This is a genomic window from Rufibacter roseus (assembly GCF_001647285.1).
GTDB classification, from domain to species: Bacteria; Bacteroidota; Bacteroidia; order Cytophagales; family Hymenobacteraceae; genus Nibribacter; species Nibribacter roseus.
The window spans coordinates 14,203-35,950 of the sequence record NZ_LRML01000011.1 but is presented as its reverse complement, the minus strand read 5'-3'; the positions used below and the strand labels follow the sequence as shown (position 1 = coordinate 35,950).

General features: G+C 48.2%; 18 protein-coding genes. 15 read left to right on the top strand and 3 right to left on the bottom strand.

From position 1 onward, the window contains the following. The first annotated feature begins 16 nt into the window (after window positions 1-16). Together A8O23_RS15660 and A8O23_RS15655 are read left to right on the top strand one after the other, a co-directional pair. Window positions 17-1,207 carry an aldose epimerase family protein gene (locus A8O23_RS15660; RefSeq protein ID WP_066623086.1) on the top strand — a complete coding sequence of 397 codons (1,191 nt, stop codon included), beginning with the start codon at window positions 17-19 and terminating at the stop codon, window positions 1,205-1,207. A gap of 26 nt (window positions 1,208-1,233) precedes the next feature. Then, the gene (locus tag A8O23_RS15655) at window positions 1,234-2,853 is read left to right on the top strand and encodes a family 43 glycosylhydrolase (protein ID WP_239693424.1); all 1,620 of its coding nucleotides are present in this window, start codon (window positions 1,234-1,236) and stop codon (window positions 2,851-2,853) included. Window positions 2,854-3,189: 336 nt separating this feature from the next. Here A8O23_RS15655 and A8O23_RS15645 read toward each other — a convergent pair whose 3' ends face one another. Then, on the bottom strand, window positions 3,190-3,906 hold the full coding sequence (locus tag A8O23_RS15645) for an RDD family protein (protein ID WP_066623083.1): 717 nt from the start codon (window positions 3,904-3,906) through the stop codon (window positions 3,190-3,192). A 70-nt stretch (window positions 3,907-3,976) separates the two neighbouring features. On the opposite strand from A8O23_RS15645, the gene A8O23_RS15640 reads away from it, so the two are divergent. From A8O23_RS15640 to A8O23_RS15615, 6 genes are all read left to right on the top strand, one after another. Continuing rightward, window positions 3,977-4,939 (top strand): stage II sporulation protein M, encoded by a 963-nt coding sequence (locus A8O23_RS15640; RefSeq protein WP_066623080.1) that lies wholly within the window; start codon window positions 3,977-3,979, stop codon window positions 4,937-4,939. After that, window positions 4,914-5,798, top strand: a complete 885-nt coding sequence (locus A8O23_RS15635; protein WP_066623073.1) for a hypothetical protein — start codon at window positions 4,914-4,916, stop codon at window positions 5,796-5,798. Before A8O23_RS15640 ends, A8O23_RS15635 begins: the two co-directional genes overlap by 26 nt. Then, complete coding sequence (locus tag A8O23_RS15630) at window positions 5,788-6,543, top strand: DUF4129 domain-containing protein (RefSeq protein WP_066623071.1); 756 nt, start codon at window positions 5,788-5,790, stop codon at window positions 6,541-6,543. The genes A8O23_RS15635 and A8O23_RS15630 overlap by 11 nt, the downstream gene beginning before the upstream one ends. Further along, window positions 6,540-7,748 (top strand): DUF4350 domain-containing protein, encoded by a 1,209-nt coding sequence (locus A8O23_RS15625; RefSeq protein WP_066623069.1) that lies wholly within the window; start codon window positions 6,540-6,542, stop codon window positions 7,746-7,748. The genes A8O23_RS15630 and A8O23_RS15625 overlap by 4 nt, the downstream gene beginning before the upstream one ends. Window positions 7,749-7,760: 12 nt before the next feature. Continuing rightward, the gene (locus tag A8O23_RS15620) at window positions 7,761-8,756 is read left to right on the top strand and encodes an AAA family ATPase (protein ID WP_066623066.1); all 996 of its coding nucleotides are present in this window, start codon (window positions 7,761-7,763) and stop codon (window positions 8,754-8,756) included. 250 nt (window positions 8,757-9,006) lie between these two features. Beyond that, window positions 9,007-10,338 carry a DUF58 domain-containing protein gene (locus A8O23_RS15615; RefSeq protein WP_066623309.1) on the top strand — a complete coding sequence of 444 codons (1,332 nt, stop codon included), beginning with the start codon at window positions 9,007-9,009 and terminating at the stop codon, window positions 10,336-10,338. Between the two features lie 57 nt (window positions 10,339-10,395). Here the strand turns inward: A8O23_RS15615 and A8O23_RS22065 are convergent, their stop codons facing one another. Beyond that, a complete protein-coding gene (locus A8O23_RS22065; protein ID WP_066623063.1) occupies window positions 10,396-11,091 on the bottom strand; it encodes a response regulator transcription factor in 696 nt (231 codons plus the stop codon). Window positions 11,092-11,471: 380 nt separating this feature from the next. On the opposite strand from A8O23_RS22065, the gene A8O23_RS15600 reads away from it, so the two are divergent. From A8O23_RS15600 to A8O23_RS15570, 7 genes are all read left to right on the top strand, one after another. Continuing rightward, window positions 11,472-11,876: a hypothetical protein gene (locus A8O23_RS15600; RefSeq protein WP_066623059.1), complete on the top strand. Its 405-nt coding sequence runs from the start codon at window positions 11,472-11,474 to the stop codon at window positions 11,874-11,876. Window positions 11,877-12,110: 234 nt separating this feature from the next. After that, the gene (locus A8O23_RS15595) at window positions 12,111-12,392 is read left to right on the top strand and encodes a heavy metal-binding domain-containing protein (protein WP_066623057.1); all 282 of its coding nucleotides are present in this window, start codon (window positions 12,111-12,113) and stop codon (window positions 12,390-12,392) included. Between the two features lie 114 nt (window positions 12,393-12,506). Then, window positions 12,507-13,787 (top strand): efflux RND transporter permease subunit, encoded by a 1,281-nt coding sequence (locus tag A8O23_RS15590; protein WP_066623306.1) that lies wholly within the window; start codon window positions 12,507-12,509, stop codon window positions 13,785-13,787. Then, window positions 13,780-15,672 carry an efflux RND transporter permease subunit gene (locus A8O23_RS15585; protein WP_066623055.1) on the top strand — a complete coding sequence of 631 codons (1,893 nt, stop codon included), beginning with the start codon at window positions 13,780-13,782 and terminating at the stop codon, window positions 15,670-15,672. The genes A8O23_RS15590 and A8O23_RS15585 overlap by 8 nt, the downstream gene beginning before the upstream one ends. Beyond that, a complete protein-coding gene (locus A8O23_RS15580; protein WP_066623049.1) occupies window positions 15,659-16,930 on the top strand; it encodes a TolC family protein in 1,272 nt (423 codons plus the stop codon). Before A8O23_RS15585 ends, A8O23_RS15580 begins: the two co-directional genes overlap by 14 nt. Further along, on the top strand, window positions 16,908-18,263 hold the full coding sequence (locus A8O23_RS15575) for an efflux RND transporter periplasmic adaptor subunit (protein WP_066623047.1): 1,356 nt from the start codon (window positions 16,908-16,910) through the stop codon (window positions 18,261-18,263). The genes A8O23_RS15580 and A8O23_RS15575 overlap by 23 nt, the downstream gene beginning before the upstream one ends. After that, window positions 18,260-19,477 (top strand): efflux RND transporter periplasmic adaptor subunit, encoded by a 1,218-nt coding sequence (locus A8O23_RS15570; protein WP_066623045.1) that lies wholly within the window; start codon window positions 18,260-18,262, stop codon window positions 19,475-19,477. Before A8O23_RS15575 ends, A8O23_RS15570 begins: the two co-directional genes overlap by 4 nt. Before the next feature lie 281 nt (window positions 19,478-19,758). On the opposite strand, the gene A8O23_RS15565 is transcribed toward A8O23_RS15570, so the two are convergent. Continuing rightward, window positions 19,759-21,738: an OmpA family protein gene (locus tag A8O23_RS15565; RefSeq protein ID WP_082883102.1), complete on the bottom strand. Its 1,980-nt coding sequence runs from the start codon at window positions 21,736-21,738 to the stop codon at window positions 19,759-19,761. Window positions 21,739-21,748: the final 10 nt, after the last annotated feature.

The following is a 21,748-nucleotide window of genomic DNA, read 5'->3' as shown; positions in this document are numbered from 1 at the left end:
TCATCATTACCTCTCTATGAAAAAAAGAAACATACGGCAGATCCTCCTGTCTCTCTCCCTGCTGAGTATTTCCGCTGCGGGCTTGGTAGGCTGTTCTGCGAAGCCGGAAGCCGAGACTCAAGTAGTCACCGCTGAAAGGGCCGGAGCTGTAAACACAGAGGGTGAGCCGTTCGGCAAAATCAAAGACGGCACAGAGGCGCGGCTGTACACGCTGAAAAACAAGAACAATGTCACGGCAACGTTCACAAACTACGGTGGGCGCTGGGTGAGTTTCGTGATGCCCGACAAAAATGGCGAGATGACGGATGTGGTGGTGGGCCTGCCTAGTGCAGAGGCCTATGAAAACTCAACTGAACCTTATTTTGGCGCTACCATTGGCCGGTTCGGGAACCGTATTGCAAAAGGCAAGTTTTCTCTGGACGGGCAAGAGTACAACCTGCCTATCAACAATGACATCAATACGCTTCACGGCGGTAAAATGGGCTTTCAGGCAGTTATGTGGCAGGCGGAGCAGACTGACGGGCAAACTATTGTGTTTACCTATCTTTCCAAAGACATGGAACAGGGTTTCCCCGGTAACCTGCAGGCAAAAGTCACCTACACTTTAACTGATGATAATGAGGTGAAGATGCAGTACCAAGCCACTACCGACAAGGCCACCGTAGTAAACCTGACCAACCATGCCTTCTTCAACCTGAACGGCGAGGGCAGCGGTACCATCTTAAACCATGTAATGGAGATCAACGCCGACACGTACACTCCAATAGACGCCACCTTGATACCAACTGGTAAAATTGTTCCGGTGGCAGGCACTCCTTTCGACTTCCGTAAGCCTACCGCCATAGGGTCCAGAATTAATGAGCAAAACGAGCAACTGAAAAATGGGGCCGGCTATGACCACAACTATGTGTTGAACGAGGGGCAGGGCAACGGGCTTACCAAAGCGGCCACCGTACAGGGCGACAAGAGCGGAATCATTTTGGAGGTGTCAACAGCCGAGCCGGGTTTGCAGTTCTACAGTGGTAATTTCATGCAGAGCAAGAACACCTTCAAAGGCGGAAGCAAAGATGAGTATAGAACAGCTTTCTGTCTGGAGACACAGCACTTCCCGAACTCCCCTAACCAGCCGGATTTCCCTTCTACCGTGTTGCGGCCGGGAGAGACCTACGAGACCAGCAGCGTCTACAAGTTTTCCGTTCAGAAATAATACCTGACTAAGAATTCCTTTCTCCTATGAAAAAAAATATATTTTCCTTAACCGTTGCGGTGGTAGGTCTCCTGACCTTTTCCTGCAACGTGAACAAAGGTACCGCCAACCAAGGAACTTCCCCTGCGCCCGCGGCATCTGCCCAAACAGTTACCTATACCAATCCGGTGATGCCTGGCGATTATGCAGACCCATCAGCGGTACGGGTGGGGGATGACTACTGGGCCACGGCTACCTCTTCTGAATGGGCGCCTCTGTTTCCTATTCTGCACTCCAAGAACTTGGTAGATTGGGAGACGGTAGGGCATGTGTTCCCAAACAAGCTGCCAGACTGGGCCGAGGCTCATTTTTGGGCTCCTGAAATTTCATACGATAACGGCAAATATTACATCTACTACACCGCCAAAAAGAAAGGCGGTAACCTATGTGTGGGTATAGCCAGTGCCACTAACGCCACTGGACCTTACACCGACCATGGCCCCATAGTGTGCCAAGAGGTTGGTTCAATTGACGGTTTCCCCATCAGAGATGAGAAGGGTGAGCTGTACCTAATCTGGAAAGAAGACGCCAACAGCGTGGGCAAACCTACTCCGCTCTGGGGCCAGCGCATGAACGAGGAAAGAACTGCTTTGCTGGGCGAGAAATTTGAGCTCTTCCGCAATGAAAGAGGAACTTGGGAGGGAGGTCTGGTAGAAGGCCCGGCTTTGGTGAAACGCGACGGGTATTATTACATGTTTTACGCGGGTGACGCCTGCTGCGGCAGGGAATGCACCTACGGCGTGGGTGTGGCCAGAGCGAAAAACTTACGGGGGCCTTGGGAAAAACATCCTGGTAACCCTATCATGAAGAAGAATGAAACGTGGAAGTGCCCTGGACACGGTACGGTCGTGTCAGATCCGCAAGGCCGAGACTATTTCCTGTACCATGCCTACAGCACTAACAGCAGTGTTTATGCCGGGCGTCAGGGCTTGCTAGATGAAATCTTATGGGGAGCAGACGGATGGCCTGCCTTTAAAGTAAACTCTCCTGCGGTAACCGCCCTGGCTCCACATAACGCAAATGGTAATGAGGCGTTGGATGTGCGGGAGGAATTCACATCTTCTAAGTTGCCTGAAAGCTGGCAGTGGTTCGTGGAGACGATGCCAACTTATTCTGTGCAAACCGGAAACAACGGTAGGTTAGCGTTGCAGGCATCGCCGGACAAGATTGGGAACGTGCTGGCCCAACGGACTCTGAAAGCTAACTATACTGCCACTGCTGCCATCAATCAGAAACAGACATCTTCTGGAGTAGCGGCCGGTCTTGCCGCCGTAGGAGACCCTGGCAATGCGGTAGGAGTGTCTGTCAGAGGTAATGAAATACAGCTGTGGATCACCAAAGGAGGTAAAACGGAAATATTGGGTAAAGCTGCTGCTCCGGCCCAAGATGTGTTGCAACTAAGGCTTACAGCAGCCAAGGGTGACCAACTGCAGTTTGCCTGGAGTGCAGATGGAACCACCTGGAATACCCTGAACAGCGGCCAAGCCATAAGCGGAGCCTTTTTGCCGCCGTGGGATAGAGCCGTACGCGTAGGGCTAGTAGCAAAAGGCACCGCCAGCGGCAACGCCAGCTTTGAGTGGTTCACTCTAAAGAATCAAAGCAACTAAGAGAATAGAGTAGGAAAGGTAACTCTGTTTTTAGGCTGATTTCAGAAAAGTAGCCCATAAACAGAAAACGGAGAAGGCCTGCCGCACTTGAATGCGGCAGGCCTTCTCCGCTAAATTTAAATGAAGAAATAAGGTTGAGGGTTAAGAACAAACCTTGTGTATAATAGTCATAATCATGCCTGCTCCTAGGCAAAATTCCCCTCAGCGGGAGCAGGGGCATCAATGGAGTGTAGTTAAAAGAAGCTAGAGAAGCCGCTATGAGTATTGGCTGTGCAAAAACTGATAACAGCGGTCTATGTGTTTTAGGGCTGTTTTCTGAGAAACGAGCCTAAAACGCTATGCTTCTGCTTCCACCCCAGCCATTGCATGCTGGTAATCTTTGATGACGGTCTTCAGAAACTCGCGGTCAGTAAGGTTGGTTTCTACACCCATCACTTCTTTGGCGCGTTGGGCTATACGTTCCAGAAGGACTTCGTTGCGGTGCTCAATGGCTTTATAAAGTAGCTGGCGCATCAGAGCCATGTCTTTGTCGGTAAGTTGAGTTACTTCCGGAAACTGGATCTGGTAGTCATCCTCTATTTTTACCTGAAAAGGTCTGCGGCGGCGCACCATGTGGGTTTTGATGACTGTGGTGCCAGCTGCCAAATCACCCAGGCGCTGACCTTTGCCGTTAATGGCAATGGTTATAACAGCCACAATGCCGGAATCAATAATGCGCAGAATCCAGCGCAACAGGTAATCGCCAACAGAGGGGGAGTGGCCAGACATTTTCACCACCTTTATATCAAGGGCCCTTTTGCCTAGGCTTTGGCCGTTCATAAAAATTTCGCTGCACAAGTGATAAAAAGGTACCGGCAGGAAAAGCAGGAAAATAAGAATGGCTTCTCCCGCTGACTCAAGAAAAGTGAAGGTGCTGGCTACAATTCCTATAAGAATGAACCATCCTACCAATACCGCCCCATCAACCAGATACGCCAGAATTCTGTCTCCCACACTGGCAATGGCATATTCAACCTCCACATTCTGGGTGGTTCTAACCTTAATTGTATTCATTTTTAAGCAGTAACTACTTTAATAAGTAGCCTAAGTTAAATATATTTGAGAGGAAACAAAAGGAAGGTTCATGCGCGAAGCCGCTTTTATCAAACAAAACACCGCTAAGTGGAAGCAGTACGCCAGTGAACCAACGTCTAACCCAGATGAGCTGGCCAATCGGTTTATAGAGTTAACCGATGATCTTTCGTATGCCCGTACCTTTTACCCTGAGTCAGAAGTAACCGATTACCTGAACGGGCTGACGGGCAGAGTGCACCAGGCTATCTACAAGAATAAAAAAGAACAGCGGAACCGCTTCTTTCTTTTCTGGAAAGAGGAGTTGCCTTTGCTGTTCTACCACCACCACCGGCAGCTGTTTTACTCCTTCCTGATATTTGCGGCTGCCTGCTTTATCGGGGCTTTGTCGGCAGCTTATGATGACACATTTGTGCGGCTCATTCTAGGTGATTCTTACGTGAACAAAACCTTGGATAATATCCGGAGCGGTGATCCAATGGCCATTTACAAAGACCCTGATGCCACCTACATGTTCCTCCGGATAACCTTTAACAACATTTACGTGTCTTTCACGGCTTTTGTGTTGGGTTTGCTGTTTTCAGTGGGTACTTTTTGGGTACTGCTGCAAAACGGGGTAATGTTAGGGGCCTTTCAATATTTCTTTTACAAGCAGGGGCTGTTGGCTACCTCAGCCCTTACCATCTGGATTCACGGTACCCTTGAAATATCAGCTATTGTCATTGCTGGGTGTGCCGGTTTTGTGATGGGTAACAGTCTTCTGTTTCCTAAAACCTACTCGAGGTTAGAGTCTTTTAAACGTGGCGCTAAACAAGGGCTGAAGATTGTGGTGGGGCTGGTGCCTATCTTTATCATGGCCGGGTTTTTAGAGGGTTTTGTGACCCGCTATACGCAAATGCCGCTCTACCTAAGCCTGTTTATTATCATTGGGTCAGCTTTATTTATTATCTTTTACTTTATTTATTATCCCATCAGGTTACATGCCCGGAATGAAAACCAAACCCCAACCCATTGATTTTAGAGTTGAGCGCGATTTTGGCCAGAAAATAAACGCCACGTTTGGGTTCATCAGGCAAAATTTTGCGCCACTCTCACGGTGCATTCTTTTTATTGCTGCCCCTTTTGCCTTGCTGGCGGGTATTTTCTCGGGTTTGTTCCAAAGCAGTCAGCTGCAGGCGCTCAACGGAGAGTATGGCGCCTTTGACTCCTTCAGCATGATGGTGGGCAATGTACACTACCTGGCTACTATGTTCTTCTCTTTGATGGCTTTTGTCATGCTAAGCCTAACGGTATATTCTTACCTGGTGCTGCGCATGGACTATGAAGGCCCCATTGAGGTGACTGATGTGTGGGAGGTGGTAAAGAGCCAGGCCGTCGCGGTGTTCTATTCTTCGGTTGCAGTGGTGATCATGGTGGCCTTAGGAATGCTACTTTTGATAGTGCCAGGTATTTACCTTTCAGTGGTGCTGTCTATTTTTATTATAGTAATGGTACGCGAAGACTTAGGCTTTATTGATGCCGTAGAGCGTTGCTTTTACCTAATGAAGGGGAACTGGTGGCCAACTTTCGGCTATATTTTAGTTATTGGCCTTATACAGGCACTGATAGCTTTTGTGGCTTCACTACCCTCCATGGTAGTGTATGTACTCAGAATCTTCCACTTGCCAGGCGGAACGAACGATATGGTTTTTATTGCGGCCAGTACATTTTCATCTATTGTGAACCTGTTGCTGTACGTTATTACCACTGTGGCTCTAGCCTTTCAGTATTTTACTCTGGTAGAGATTAAAGATGGCGTAGGGCTGCTGGAAAAAGTAAATCAAATTGGGCAACGGCAACCGCTGTACCCTGCTACAGAACAAGATGAGATTTAAGCAGGTGCGGCTCTATTTACCTTTTCTTTTTTTGCTGATGTTTTGGGCGTTGCCACAGCATTCATTTGCTGCGGCATTGCCAGATAGTACTGCTGCGGCCAATCAGCATCAGCCTTTAGAGGTGCGTCAAATAAATCCGGAAAAGTTAAAGTCTTTGCAGGAAAGCGAAGACTTCAAGTATTACCAGGACGTCCGGCCTGACCTCACCGCCTGGGAGCGTTTTTGGCGGAAAGTAGGGCAGTGGCTAAACAGCTTGCTCGGGAGCAGTAAAGAAGATACTTCAGACTCAAACTGGAACTATGTCACCTACATATTTCTGATTGGCATTACAGTTTTTGTTATCATAAAACTACTGCAGATAGATTTTGTGGGGCTTTTTGGCCGAAAGACTTCTAAAGTAGTGATACCCTATGAAACCTATACCGAGGATATTCACGAGCTGAATTTTCAGTCTCTGATTGAAGAAGCAGAAACGCAGGGAGATTACCGACGGGCCATCAGGCTGTACTATTTGAACATGCTGAAAGTGCTCACTGATCTTGAATTGATCAAGTGGACCCCTAGTAAAACTAACCGTACCTACGTCACCGAACTGCAGAACAACCCGTTGCAGCGTCCCTTTGCACACATAACTCAGTTGTTTGAGTACGTGTGGTACGGTGGCTCAGCGTTAAATGAGGAAAGTTTTGCGGCGGTAAGGCAATCAATTCAAGAGTTTAACAGGTCAATAAAAGCAAAGGCATGAGCGGATACCGGAAATATGCGGTGATGCTAGCCCTGCTGTTTGCCGCTTTTGTATTGGTAGAGTACTACCGGCCCAAACCAGTAGACTGGACCCAAAGCCTTTCTAACAAAGATAAAATACCATACGGCACTTACGTGCTGTACCAACTGCTGCCGGATCTGTTCAAAGGTGAATCAGTAAGTCAGGTGCGCTTGCCTATTGTAAACCAACTGGAGGAAAACCTTCTGGAAGTAGAGGAGGAAGAAGAGGAGTATGTGTATGAAGAAGCCAACTACGTTTTCATAGATCAGGCTTTTGAGGCTGATTCCCTTGATATGAATACCCTTTTGGATTTCGTGCACCAAGGCAACAACGTGTTTATAGGCGCTCATTATTTTGAAGACTACCTGAAAGACACCCTCAACTTTTCAACAGGGCATACGCCTAAAACAGAAAAAGATTCTTTGGAGCTGGTGTTCCTGCACCCTCAGTTAAAGAAAAAAGTTGCGTACAAATTCGATTGGGAAAAGGCAAATATTACCATCAAGCCAGATTCTGTTTCTGACTTAGAAGTCTTAGGCAAGAACGCGGAGGGTGGTGTGAATTTCGTGCGAGCTCCGTTGGGCAAGGGTAATATCTATGTAAGTACGGTGCCGCTGGCTTTCAGCAACTACTATGTTATCAACAGCAACAAAGCACAGTATGCGGCCACGGCCCTTTCGCATTTACCTGTTCGTCAGGTCTGGTGGGACGAGTACCAAAACCAGGGGCCATTAGGTGAAAATTCCATCTTTAGGGTGATCTTAGCAAATGATGCGTTGTCTTGGGCATACTATATTTCGCTCTGCGGTTTGTTGCTGTTTGTAGTATTTGAAAGCAAGCGCACCCAGCGCATTATTCCCGTGCAGGAAAAGCCCCGAAACACTACCTTGGAGTTTGTGCAGGTAGTGGGAAACCTCTACTACAATTACCGCGACCACCAGGTTATTGCGCAAAAGAAAATAAACTATTTTTTAGAGTACCTGCGCCTGCGTTACTACGAGAGCACCAACGTGCTGGACCATGAATTTCAGGAGCGGGTTTCGAAAAAATCAGGAGTAGAGTCCAAAGAAGTAGGGGAGCTGTTCAACCTCATTCACTACATACGAAATACAGACAGTATAGAAGAGCATACGCTCTGGAACCTGAATAAGAAATTAGAAGATTTTTACCGGCTGGCTAGCTGATAAACAAAAGATATGGATCAAATAGAAGAAACCGTGTTAGGGCTGGAACCGCAGGCCGATTTTTCTGAACTGCACACCGCCGTACAGCAAATAAAAGACGAACTCAGAAAGAGGATTATTGGGCAGGAGCAGTTTATTGACTTACTGTTAGTGGCGCTGCTAGCCGATGGACACGTGCTGATTGAAGGCGTGCCGGGCATTGCCAAAACACTTACGGCTAAATTGATTGCCCGTACGGTAGATGTGGCCTTTAACCGTATTCAGTTCACCCCTGACTTGATGCCGTCTGATGTGCTGGGTACTTCCGTGTTTCATCCGGGCACGGCTACTTTTGACTTCAAGAAAGGCCCCATCTTCTCCAGCATTGTCCTCATAGATGAGATTAACCGTGCCCCCGCCAAAACACAGGCTTCGTTGTTTGAGGTAATGGAAGAAGGGCAGATCACCCATGACGGTAAAGAATACACCATGGCTGATCCATTTGTGGTGCTGGCCACTCAAAACCCAATTGAACAGGAGGGAACGTACCGCTTGCCTGAAGCTCAGCTTGACCGATTCATGTTCAAGATTTTGGTGGGATATCCTTCTTTGCAGGAAGAAGTTTCTATTCTGGAAATTCATCACCAGCGCCCAAGCCTGCAGCGGGAATTAGATGAGATACAGCCAGTGCTTACTTCTGGTAAGATAGTGCAGCTGCGCCAACAAGTGAAGAATGTACATGTAGACCCAAAGGTGCTGGAGTACATTGCCAGTATTATCGTGCAGACTAGAGCCAATAAAGCACTTTATTTAGGGGCTTCGCCCCGCGCCTCGCTGGCATTGCTGTCAAGTGCCAAGGCGCTGGCGGCAGTACGTAATCGCAATTTCGTGACTCCTGAAGATGTGCAGGAACTGGCGCACCCCGTGTTGCGGCACCGTATTCAATTGACCCCAGAAAAAGAAATGGAGGGAGCCACGCCAGATGATGTCATCAAGCAAATTATCCAGAAAATAGAGGTGCCGAGGTAATGAATTTACCTTTTTACGCTGTTCGGGATTTACCAATCCCGAACCACTCTGTTGGAGATAAATAAATCCCCTTCACGTCTTCCGATGGAGGCACGGGGATTAGGAAATCCCCGACAGAGAACTTCCGGATTAATAAATCCGAAAGAGCAGGTATGGAAGAGCAGTGCTTCTTCTACTTGAAGCGTAAAGCTTTGCAGTACCCCCGCATTTTTAATTCATAATTTCTAATTTTTAATTGAGCGCAGCTCCCGTGTCATTTCTCCGCAGCCTTTATTTCACCCGGTTCTTCTACTACGCTATCTCGGCGGTGGTGGGGCTGTTTGTGCTCGGCTTTTTCCTGCCGGCCATTCTGTTTGTGGTCAAGATCTTTTTTGGGGTGCTGGTACTGTTTGTGCTCATAGACATGGCTACGGTATTTCAACGTAAAAACGGAGTGGTGGCTAGCCGAAGCATGCAGGAGAAGCTCTCGAACGGCAGCGAGAACCCAGTATATATCTACCTGGAGAACCATTATCCTTTTGACATTTCGGCGGAGGTGATGGAGGAACTGCCGTTCCAGTTTCAGAAGCGTGATGCTACCTTCAGGGTACGGGTACCGAAGGACGAAACTAAAGTCATTGAGTACTCCCTGAGACCCACGCAGCGGGGAGTATATTCGTTTGGGGCCATCAATGTGCTGGTAACTGGGCCTTTTCAGGTCGTGAAGAAGCGCTACAAGTTTGGGCAGGGGCAGTTGGTGCCAGTGTATCCGTCGTTCATACAAATGCGGCAATATGAATTGTTAGCGGCTTCGCAGAAGCTGACCGAGCTGGGTATCAAGCGCATCAGAAGGGTGGGGCATAGCTCTGAATTTGAGCAAATCCGCAATTACGTGGCCGGCGATGACCAACGCACCATCAATTGGAAAGCCACCGCCCGCAGAGTCGACCTGATGGTGAACCACTACCAGGAAGAGAAATCACAGCAAGTGTATTGCGTGATAGACAAAGGCCGCGTCATGGAAATGCCCTTTGCTGAATTGAGTCTGCTGGACTACGCCATCAATGCTTCTTTGGTGCTGAGTAATGTGGCGCTGAAGAAAGAAGACAAGGCAGGCATCATCACTTTCTCTGAGACCTTAGGTTCTGTGCTACCCGCTGAAAGACGTTCTTCACAATTGCAGAAAATCCTGGAGCTGCTCTACAACCAAAAGACCCGCTTTCTGGAATCTGACTTTGAACGCCTATATGTAACCGTTCGGTCTAAAATAAAGCAGCGGAGCCTGCTGTTGCTGTTCACAAATTTCGAAACCCTAAATGGTGCACAGCGCCAACTGCCGTACCTTCGCAAACTAGCCAAGCACCATTTACTGCTGGTAGTATTTTTTGAAAACACTGAAACCCGTGAGCTATTGGATAAACCCGCTGATAGTCTGGAAGCCATTTGTCTGAAAGCCATCGCGGAGAAGTTCGCTTTTGAAAAGAGGCAGATTGTAAAGGAGTTTAGCCGCCACGGCATTCAATCCATTCTGACGCCACCGGAAAAATTAACTGTAAATGCCATCAACAAATACCTTGAGTTCAAGGCAAGGGGCATGCTGTAAACTTACTGTTTTAGGCTTGTTTTCTGAAAAACAGGCCTAAAACAGTAAGAAGAGATTTTAGATCAAGTCAAACGCCAACGCGTACTGTGACAACTCAAAATTTGTGTGAGCCTCTAACTTAGACTTGATGTTGCGCCGGTGGGTATTGACGGTTTTCTCAGAAATATTTAGCTCCTGGCCTATCTCCACTGAGCTTTTCCCTAATGCCACCAGTCTCAAAATTTCTTGCTCACGTCCTCCTAATGTAGCGAAGCGCTGATAGTTGTTACGTAGAAATGTGTTTTCTTCCAGAAGCCTAGCCACCTTTGGTGTAATATGATGCTTAGGGTCTACTAAAATTGCTATGGAAATAGTTAGCAGAGGCAGACCTTCTTCATCTTGCAATAAAATTTTCATGGTGGTTAAGTGCCAGTGCCAGCCGTCCACTCCCCTGAATTTAACTTGCTCAAAAAACGAGATTATTTCTTGCGGGTCATTTCGTTCAAACAGACCTGCAGCCAACTTTGAAGGATTAGATTGAGAGTCATCACTGGGGTGAAAGAACTCCAGATAGAAATCAGCACCTACTTCCTTTAATTGTTCTAGCGTAACTCCAAGGGAAGCTAACCCATTAGGGGACATGTATTCAACAGAAAAGTTTCTTTGAATATCATGGATAATCACTACACCTGGTAGTTGGTCTGCAACAGCTGCAATGGCGGCAATTTTCTCATCTATCTGGCGCTGCAATTCTGGGTGCCGAGGATTATTCATTCTTTTATTAAAGATGTTATTAGATTAATAAATAAAATTTATAAAAAATACAGAAGCGTAATATATGTAGATACTTGTATTCAGGCAATGGGGGAATCGATTAAATTTTTAAAAAGGCATGCTTATTTTAATTGCATTATTGAGGTGTGCAAAATGAAAGGAGAGAAGGGAGTAGCCGCAGCAGTAGCCTGAGAAATGAGTGAGGTATGAATCAGGAACTTACAGTTTCAATGCTTCTGGTAAATGTAAAGTTGTATAACAAAACCTGAAGATTGTATAACATATTAGCTTGGCAACATATTTACCTTTGTAGCCGTTCTACCAAAGTAGCCACCAAAGCTTTTGACTAAATCAGCCCGCTAGCTATTATTTCGCGCCAAATGAAAGCACTGCAGAAATTTATTCACATCACCTTAGTTGTGGCCCTGTTACTGGGGACTACTGGTTTTAGAGTGAGCGTGAAGCAGTGCGCCGGCGGCAAGGGTGCAACCTCCATCAGCTTCTTTGGAGAACCTTCTTGCTGCTGTGGTAAAAAGGCAGAAACCACGAAAAAAAACTGCAGTGACGTTACCTGCGTCATGCTACGCGGTGCGGCTACACAAGTTAACTTCAACGCTCCTACGCAGCAAATTGCAAAACACGAGCCAAAGCAGGTCTATGCCACCAGTTCTGTTTCTGTTTTTCCAAAGGCGCGTACCTTCTCTCATAAATTCCCTTCTGTTCCAATGCCACCGCCCATGTCTGGCAGGCACCTCGGAATCTTGTACCAAACCTTTCTAATTTAGATTTTATTAGCCTGTTCTTGGGCTTCTGTATAATGGTGTCCGTGTGGCTAGCAATCGGTGCGCAGCTATAGCTATTTCTGCGCCCCTTATCTGTTTTTGCGCCAATACGCATGCTGGTACTTACTAAAATCAGTTTTTATTCTTTTCTCAAGCTGGTTGCTGTTGCGTAAGAGGAACGGTAGTTCTGGCTGTGAAATCTGTACAAGAATCATTCATCTTATTAATCATACTCAAATGAAAAAAATCAAATTAAACGTTGCTGTGGCTTTTTTTGGGCTAACTCTTTTTACTGCCTGCAATAGCGGCGGAACCGAGCAAAATGCAACTACCACTGAGCAGGCCGGAACAACGGAGCAGGTGGCCGGGGTAACGTATACTTGCCCTATGCACCCCGAAGTAGTAAGCAATGAGCCTGGTAAGTGCCCTAAGTGCGGCATGTTCCTGGAAAAAGTGGAAGCAGGCGCAAGCCAGGATTCAACAGCCCAGCATCAGCATGAAGCCGGTGACCAGCACTAACAGTAGACTGTTCATTTGACTCTTCCGGTTCAATAGATACCACTACTGCTGTTTTTGGCCTGTTTTCTGAAAAATGAGCCAAAAACAGCCCGGAGAGTTTCTTCCCTTCTTTTTATGATTGGCAAACTTATTTCTTTTTCGCTGCGCAACCGGCTGGTGGTGCTGCTCATTGCGGCAGGGCTGTTCGGGTGGGGGTTATACTCCGTCAGCACCAACAAGGTAGACGCCATCCCTGACCTTTCTGAGAATCAGGTCATCGTGTTTACGGAGTGGATGGGCCGCAGTCCTCAGATTATAGAAGACCAGGTGACGTACCCACTGGTGACCAACTTGCAAGGCATGCCCCAGGTGAAATATGTGCGGGGCGTGTCTATGTTTGGCATGAGTTTCATCTATGTCATTTTTGAAGATGACGCCGATGTGTACTGGGCGCGGGAAAGAGTGTCGGAGCGGCTGGCTTCGGCTAACCGGTTGCTGCCCGAGGGGGCGGTGCCCACCATTGGGCCAGAAGGAACGGGCGTGGGTCATATTCTCTGGTATACTCTGGATGCCCCAGGGCTTGATTTGGGTGAGCAGCGGGCCGTGCAGGACTGGTATGTGAAGTTTGCGCTGCAGAACGTGCCGGGCGTCAGTGAGATTGCTTCGTTTGGGGGATTTCAGAAGCAGTACCAAATCACGCTTGACCCCAACAGGCTGGCCTATTTCAATATTACGGTGCCGCAGGTAATGGCGGCGGTGCGTACCAACAACAACGAGAGCGGAGGCAGCAAGTTTGAGATGAGCGACATTGGCTACATAGTTAAAACCACAGGCTACTTACAGTCTGCCGAAGAGATTGAAAGTATTCCTATCCTTACCCAAAATACCATTCCAGTTCAGGTAAAAGATGTGGCCACAGTACAAATGACCGGCGAAAGCCGCCTAGGTATTTTTGACATTAACGGAGAGGGTGAGGCAGTGGGCGGCATAGTGGTTATGCGCTATGGCGAGAACGCAGCGGAGGTCATTGAAAACGTGAAAGAGAAGATGAACGAGGTAGCGGCGGGGTTGCCCAAGGGCATGAAGTTTAACATAGTCTATGACCGCAGCGGCCTAATCAATGAGGCGGTTGACTCGGTGCGGGGTACGCTTATTGAAGAAATGATTGTGGCTTCCGTCATTGTGTTCCTGTTTCTGTTCCACTGGCGCAGCGCGCTCATCATCATCATTCAATTGCCGCTCTCGGTGGCTATTGGCTTTATCTTGCTCAACGCCTTTGATATTTCATCTAATATTATGTCGCTTACCGGTATTGCCCTCTCTATTGGGGTAATTGTAGATGATGCCATTGTGATGGTAGAAAACGCTTACAGGCACTTGGCCGAGGCCCAACACACGGAGGAAAGCCATGGATAAGCAGACGCGTTTAAACATCATCGAGAAAGCCTCAAAGCAAGTAGGGCCCAGCGTTTTCTGGAGCACCGTGATCATTATCACCTCATTCCTACCGGTGTTCCTGCTCACAGGCCAGGAGGGACGCCTGTTCAGTCCTCTGGCTTGGACAAAAACTTTTATTCTAATTGTCGATGCCTTTGTGGCTATCACCGTGACGCCAGTGCTGGTGTCGCTGTTCCTGAAAGGCAAGTTCAAGCCTGAGAGCAGCAACCCCATTAACCGGGGTTTGGGCAAAGTGTATGGTCCTGTGCTGCGGTGGTGTTTGGAGTGGCGCAAAACCACCATCGGGCTGAACCTTCTGGCTCTGCTTATTTCCATACCCATGCTCATGCGTTTGGGTACCGAGTTTATGCCGCCGCTAGATGAGCGCTCCATTTTGTTCATGCCGGTAACCCTGCCTGATATTTCCAATTCAGAGGCCAAACGCATCCTGCAGGTGCAAGATAAAATCATTATGTCGGTGCCCGAGGTGGAGCAGGTGTTGGGTAAGGCCGGCCGGGCCAGTACGGCCACAGATAACTCGCCCATCAGCATGATAGAAACCATTATTCAGCTGAAGCCGGAGAGTGAGTGGCGGGAAGGTTTGACTAAGGCCGATATCATAGCCGAGCTGGACCAGAAGCTGCAGATTCCCGGCGTTATCAACGGCTGGACTCAACCCATCATCAATCGCATTAACATGTTGGCCACCGGCATAAGAACTGATGTGGGCGTGAAAGTCTATGGTCAGAACCTAGATTCCATTGCCGTGGTGTCTGAGAAGGTGCGGCAGGCCTTGCAAGGGGTAGAGGGTGTGAAAGACCTTTATATTGAACCGGTCACCGGAGGTAAATACCTAGAGATAGACGTGAAGCGGGACCAATTGGGGCGCTACGGTTTATCGGTTGATGATGTAAACGCCGTGGTGGAATCTGCTCTGGGCAGTATGCCCATTGGTAACACCATTGAGGGGCGGCAGCGGTTCTCCATTAATCTGCGTCTGGCCCAAGAGTACCGCAACAGTTTAGACCGCATTCGCCGCATTCCGCTGCAAGCCAGCGCAGGAGGTACTGTGCCGCTCTCGGCGGTAGCCAACGTGCAGTTTGCAGACGGTCCGCCCATGATTACCTCAGAAAACGCACAGCTGCGTGGGGCGGTGCTGTTCAACGTGCGCGACCGGGATTTGGGCAGTACCGTTCAAGAGGCTATTGAAACCATCAACCAGCAGGTAACGGGCATCCCGAACGGGTACCATCTGGAGTGGAGTGGGCAATGGGAAAATCAGATACGGGCTAACCAAACCCTGAAGCTCATTATTCCGCTGGTGCTGCTCATCATCTTCCTGATTTTGTACTTCTCGTTTAAATCTTTCAAGGAGGCGCTCCTTAACCTGATCACCATTCCGTTTGCGCTCATTGGCGGCGTTTTTATTGTGTACTTCTACGGCATCAATTTGTCGGTGGCGGTGGCGATTGGCTTTATTGCCTTGTTCGGGTTAGCCGTGGAAACAGCTATGGTGATGGTGGTGTACCTCAACGAGGCCATGAACCAACTGGTCGCTGACAAAGGAAACTCCAGCCAGACCATCACCAAAAAAGACATCCGGGAATATGTGTTCATGGGTTCTGCTAAGCGTCTTCGGCCTAAAATCATGACGGTGTCGGTGTCATTGTTCGGGCTGATTCCGGTGCTTTGGGCAACGGGTGTGGGTACTGATGTCATGCTGCCCATTGTGCTGCCTTTGATTGGAGGGGTGCTGACTTCTTCCATTCACATTCTGCTGGTAACGCCCGTGGTGTTTGAGATGACCAAAGAGTACGAACTGAAGAAACACGGCAAAATAGAAATTTACGATGTCAAGCACTAAACTATACTTCTTAGCGCTTCTGCTGTTCATAAGTTCTGTAGCAAGAGCGCAAGACTCGCTGCAAGTGCAGGCGCGGGGGCCGGTGTTATCACTGGATTCTGTCCTGATGCTCATTGACCAGAACAACCCCATGCTGCTGGAGAATCAGTACCGGGCGTTGGCCCAGAATGCCATGGCCGAAGGTGCCCGAAGCCAAATGGCGCCTATGGTGGGTGGCGGCGTGTTTATGTACCCGTACCCCGGGCAGAAAGTAATGGACCCGGGGGATAAAGGTATGTTTATGGTATCGGCGGAGCAGCAAATTACCAATCCCGCTAAATTGAAAGCGCGGGAGGCATATCAACTCTCCAGAGCCGGTATGGAAGAGGCCGGGCGCGATTACCAATACAACCAACTAAGGGCGCAAGCCAAGACAGCATATTATCAGTGGGTAGTGCTGGAAAGGAAAATGCAGGTGCTCCGCGAGAGTCAACGAATTATGGAGTTCATGCTCAAGCTGGCCAAGGTGCGCTACCCCTATAACCAAAGCTCGCTGGGCAGTATTTATAAAGTGGAAGGGCGGATAGGCGAGATTGAAAACATGCTGGTGATGACGAAGGGCGAGATGGCCATGAAAAACATTCAGCTGAACACGCTCATGAACCTGCCGCCTGACTTTAAATTCGCCGTAGTGCCCCTGGTAAAAGTGCCGGAGCCTATTGCCGTCATAGATACTGTAGATTTAAGTGCTTCCCGAAGTGATATCCGCCGGTTGGACCGTAGCATAGAATCCATGCAATTGAACCTGCGCCTCGAGAACCTGCAACGCAAACCAGACTTTGGAGTGCGTTTAGAAGGTATGGTGCCTCGGGCGGATATGATGCCCCGAATGTTCTCGCTCATGGGAATGGTATCTATTCCTATTGCGCCCTGGGCTTCTAAGATGTATAAGGCCAATGCGAAAGCTATAGATTTAGAAATTCAAGGCATGCAACGTGGGCGCGAGGGTTTATTAAATGAAGCGGTAGGCATGGTGCGTAGCATGGCCGTAGAGCTCCAGGCCAAGCGAACTCAAGTGCAGAATTATGAAACCAAAATTATTCCGGCCCTGCGCCGAAACTATGAAACAACCTTGCTTAGCTACGAGCAGAACACCGGTGCCTTGCCCTTGGTAGTAGATGCCTGGGAAGCCTGGAACATGGCACAAATGGAATACCTCAACAACCTGCAGCAGCTGTACCTGATAGTGGTGAATTATGAAAAGGAACTGGAGAAATAGAATTTTAGGGCTGTTGATATTGCTGCTTCCTTTTTCCTTTACCGCCTGCCAAGAGCATGCGGGAGAAGAAAGTGCCACTGAAGCAGGCGTAGAATACACCTGCCCTATGCACCCGCAGATAGTTAGCGATAAACCTGCAGATTGCCCTATCTGTGGCATGCACCTGGTGCCTACTAAGGCAGAAGACGCGCCAGTGGTAAATTACACTTCAGACCTGAATTATCTGCTAGAGCCGGCAAATCAAACGGTGGTTTCTTCTGTCCGGACAGTCAAGCCTGTGCAGAAACAAATGCAGCAGGAAATCACCATGAGTGGTGTGGTAGTCTATGATACCCGCAGGCAGTACATTATTCCGGCGAGGTTTGGGGGGCGTATTGAAAAGCTGTACGTGCAGTTCAACTTCCAGCCAGTGCGCAAAGGGCAGAAACTCTATGATATCTACAGCCCTGAACTGGTGACGGCCCAGAAAGAACTGCTTTACCTGTTGCAGAACGACCCTGACCACACGGCATTAATCAGTGGAGCTAAACAAAAACTCAGACTGTTAGGCGCTACGGAAGCCCAGATAAACCAAGTCATCCGAAGCGGGAAAGCTTCTTATACATTTACCGTGTACAGCCCTTACTCCGGCTACGTGGTTGACCCAGAGGTGAGCGCTCTTCCCAATTCAGCACCTACAGCAGGTAATGCAGCAGCTGGCGGCGGAGGAATGGCGGGTATGAGCGGTGGTGCATCAAGTTCTGGCAGAGCCACGGGCGGTGCAGGAGGTGCCACTGCCACGTCTCCGGGCGGAGAATTTGCCTTACGGGAGGGCATGTACGTGACTAATGGCCAGTCGCTTTTAAAAGTAATAGATGCATCACAGGTGTGGGCGCAGTTCAACGTACCGCCAAATCAAGCGAGTCAGTTGCAGAAGGGAATGCCAGTGTCCATTACTTTCAATCAATTGCCTAACGAACCAGTGACATCACAAATAAACCTCATAGAACCCGTGTTTGAGGCAGGGGAGAACTTTGCGCGGATAAGAGCAGCCCTGCCTGCACAGGATAAACTAACCATTATTGGTCAGCTGGTCACTGGCAAAACGAGCTTCAGTACCGGCACTGCCTTATGGATACCCCAAGAGGCGCTGCTAGATTTGGGAGGTGCTACCTCCGTTGCCTTCCTTAGAGTAAAAGGAGTGTTCAGACCCAAAAGAGTGGAAGTAGGGCAGCATGCCGATGGATTAGTAGAGGTGGTGTCAGGCCTGAGGGTGGAAGACGACATAGCAAGCAATGCGCAATTCCTGGTAGACAGCGAAAGTTTTATCAGGGTAGAAGAAAACAACAGATGAAAAGAATTTTTAACCGTCTCTTACTGCTGCTGATAGCTACTGCTTTGGTTGCCTGTGGGGGAGAAGCCGAACATGGCCACGGTGTGGAAGAGGCTGCCAATGTTACTTATACCTGCCCCATGCACCCGCAGATTGTACAGAAAGGCCCCGGCTCATGCCCCATCTGCGGCATGGATTTAGTGCCCGTACAAAAACAAACTGCAGAAAGCAGTGAGGCCAGCCTCATGCTCTCTGATACACAAATAAAGCTAGGCAACATACAGGTTCAGCCTGTGCAGGGGGGGCAGGTAGGCAGCAGTACTGTATTAAATGGTCGGTTGGTGGTTGACCAAACGCAGGCAGATGTGATAAGCAGCCGTGCAGATGGCCGAATAGAAAAACTGTACGTGAAAGAAACGGGGCAATTTATCCGGGAAGGGCAGCCTTTGTACGACCTCTACAGCGAATCTTTGCTCACGCTGGAGCAGGAATACCTGCTGGCACTGGATCAGGTGCAGGCCTTCCCGAAAGAGCAACAGTTTGCCTCTATTTTAGAGGCCGCTAAGCAAAAGCTGCTGCTCATGGGGCTGTCCAAGGGGCAGATAACCCGCATAGCCCGCTCGCGCAAATTAGACGCCCGCATCACTTTTCTGGCTCAGGCAGCTGGCACGGTAACGGAAATAGCCTCCGCTGAAGGTATGTATGTAGCTGAAGGAGCCCTGCTGTACCGCATCAACCGGTTGAATACCATTTGGGTAGAGGCGGAGCTATATGCCTCCGAAGCCAGCCAGGTACAGATTGGCACACCCGTTGAAGTACGCGTGCCTGGTGTGCAAGAGGCAATCAAGACCAAAATATCTTTCATCAACCCAGAGTTTAGGCAGAACAGCCAGATAGTGGTGGCGCGGGCAGCCCTGTCTAATCCGCAGGGACGCCTCATCCCCGGTACGCAGGCTTCTATTGCATTACCCTCTGCCTCAGATAGTCAGAAAGCGATGGTGCTTCCGCTGGATGCAGTAGTTCGAGATGCGCAGGGGGCACACGTTTGGGTAAAGACTGCTGAAAATACCTTTACTTCTAGAATGGTAACTTTAGGCGAGGAAAGTGCAAATCAGGTTGCCATAGAAAATGGCCTGAAACCTAATGATACGGTAGTGGTTACCGGTGCATACCTCTTGTACAGCGAATACGTGCTGAAAAAAGGAACAAGCCCAATGGCTGGGCACAACCATTAGGTTTATACTTATTATAAGGCTGTTTTAGAGCTGTTTTTCCAAAAACAGCTCTAAAACAGCCGGAAGACTTGCGCTATTAGGTTGATTTTGCTTATAGAAAAACACTCTAAAAAGAACCCACTAAAGTAGTCTTGCGGTACCCTGTGGCTATGAGTAGCAGGGGACACCTGTTTTAAGCCTGATTTTCCCAAAACAGCTTTAAAACAGGTACGTAAGCTGAAACTTCTAACAGAAAAATTAACGCCTGAAAAAAAAACCTGTGTTCATTTTTCAGGCAAAACCTACTCTATCTTCAGAATCTTAAACTCAGTTCTGCGGTTGAGCTGGTGTTCTTCTTCTGAACAAGCTACGCCGTCTGCGCACCGGTTGAGCAAGCGGGTTTCTCCATAGCCTTTTGCTGAAATTCTGGAGCGGTCAACGCCTTTGGATACAATGTAATCTACGGCTGCCTGGGCGCGCATTTGTGAAAGGAGGTTGTTATACGATCGGGTTTGGCGACTATCTGTGTGGGAGCTTAGCTCTATGTTGATATTCGGGTTGTCATTCAGCGTCTGTACCAGCTTGTCAAGTTCTAAAGCGGCATCTGGTCTAATGTCGTATTTGTCTAGGTCGTAATAGATGTTCTCAACAAGAATAGGAGTATTTAGGGTGTTGCGGTTAAGCACCATGCCTAGTTTTACCATATCTACGGTTGATTCACAGGCAGGTGTAATAGTGGCAGTTCTATTGAGGTAACCTGTTTTAGTTGCTCTCACTTTGTATCCGACGCCGTCAAAAATGGCAAATGTGAACTGTCCGGCTGCATTAGAATATGTAATGACAGGCACAGTATCACCTTCTTTGTAAAGGCTTATCTTAACATTGGCTACTGGTACGTCTTTAAAGAGTCCTGGCTTTATTTCTGCCTTTTCCAGAGCTATACCTGAAAGATGGCATGGTATGGGAGCGTACTTAAAAGAAAAAATATCATCGGTGCCGTCAGTACTTCCACGGTTAGATGAAAGATAACCAGAGTCGCCAGCCTTTTCGAACAAAATACCAAAGTCATCAGCTGGTGAGTTTAACGGGTATCTCAGGTTTTTTGCTTGGCTCCAAATAACACCGGAGCCATTCGCTGAAAAGATATCCAGTCCTCCCATTCCCTTGTGGCCATTAGATGAAAAGTAAAGTTTTCCGGAGGGTGAAATGACTGGGAAAACCTCTTTGCCCTCGGTATTAACCTGCTGACCTAAATTAGTTGGTGCAGACCAAGCGTTGTTATGCTGCTTTACAGAAAAAAAGATATCAGATTCGCCAAGGCTGCCGGGCATGTCTGAAGCAAAATACAAAGTATCACCGGTTACTGATAAAGCCGGGTGCCCAATTGAATATAGGCTGGGATTGTTGTATGGGAATGGTTTAGGTTTACTCCAGCCATTGGCTTGTTTCTGTGAGATAAATAGCTCCAGCCGATTAATATAATTTGGCGTAGAGGAGAATTTGGTCCAGCTGAAAGGATCAGTATTTACCTTTTTTTTCTTTTGCTTTACATGATTGATACGAGTAAAATAGATAGTATTGCCGTCTGGAGAAAAGACAGCTGAACCGTTCTGTACATCGTTGTGGATAGGGGCTGGTAAAGGTACTGCTGAGCTAAAACCAGAATCCTCTTTTTTGCTGTAGTACAAAGCTGAATAAGGCTTTCCTGTAAAGGCAGACACTTTCCGCTTTTTATCATTCCCGTACCGGTCTGAGGTGAAGACAATTCCTTCTTGATAAAAGGCGGGGCTAAAATCAGAATTTTCTGAGTTGAGTTGAGGATGCTTTTCTACCGCATACGGTTGAGGTTGAGCCATCCAGAGTTGAGCATTTTCAGACGTGGCGATCAGGTTCATAGCCTCATGTTGAGCAGAAGGTACTTTTTCAGCGTAAGTGAGGTACAGGTTCTTCGCTTTTTTAAAGTCGCCGTTCATGCGTGCCATGTCAGCGAAATGTTTTAGGTGCTGTGGGTCGTAATTCGGGAATGCCAACATTTGGGCATACCAAAACTCAGCATCCTGAGGGTTGTTGAGTTGTCGGTAGGCATCCGCAAGTTTGGTGACTACTTCTAAAGATGGCTGCTGCGTTTTAAGCACATCTTTATAAGCTTTAATGGCCAGAGCATACTCCTTCTTTTGATAATGTAAATCGGCCAGCTTCTGTCCTTTTTGACCTAAGGCGATTTGTGTAAACAGCACTAAAAGTAATATAGCTAAAGATTTAGGGGTTCTCTTGCAGCTCATGTAGTTGGGT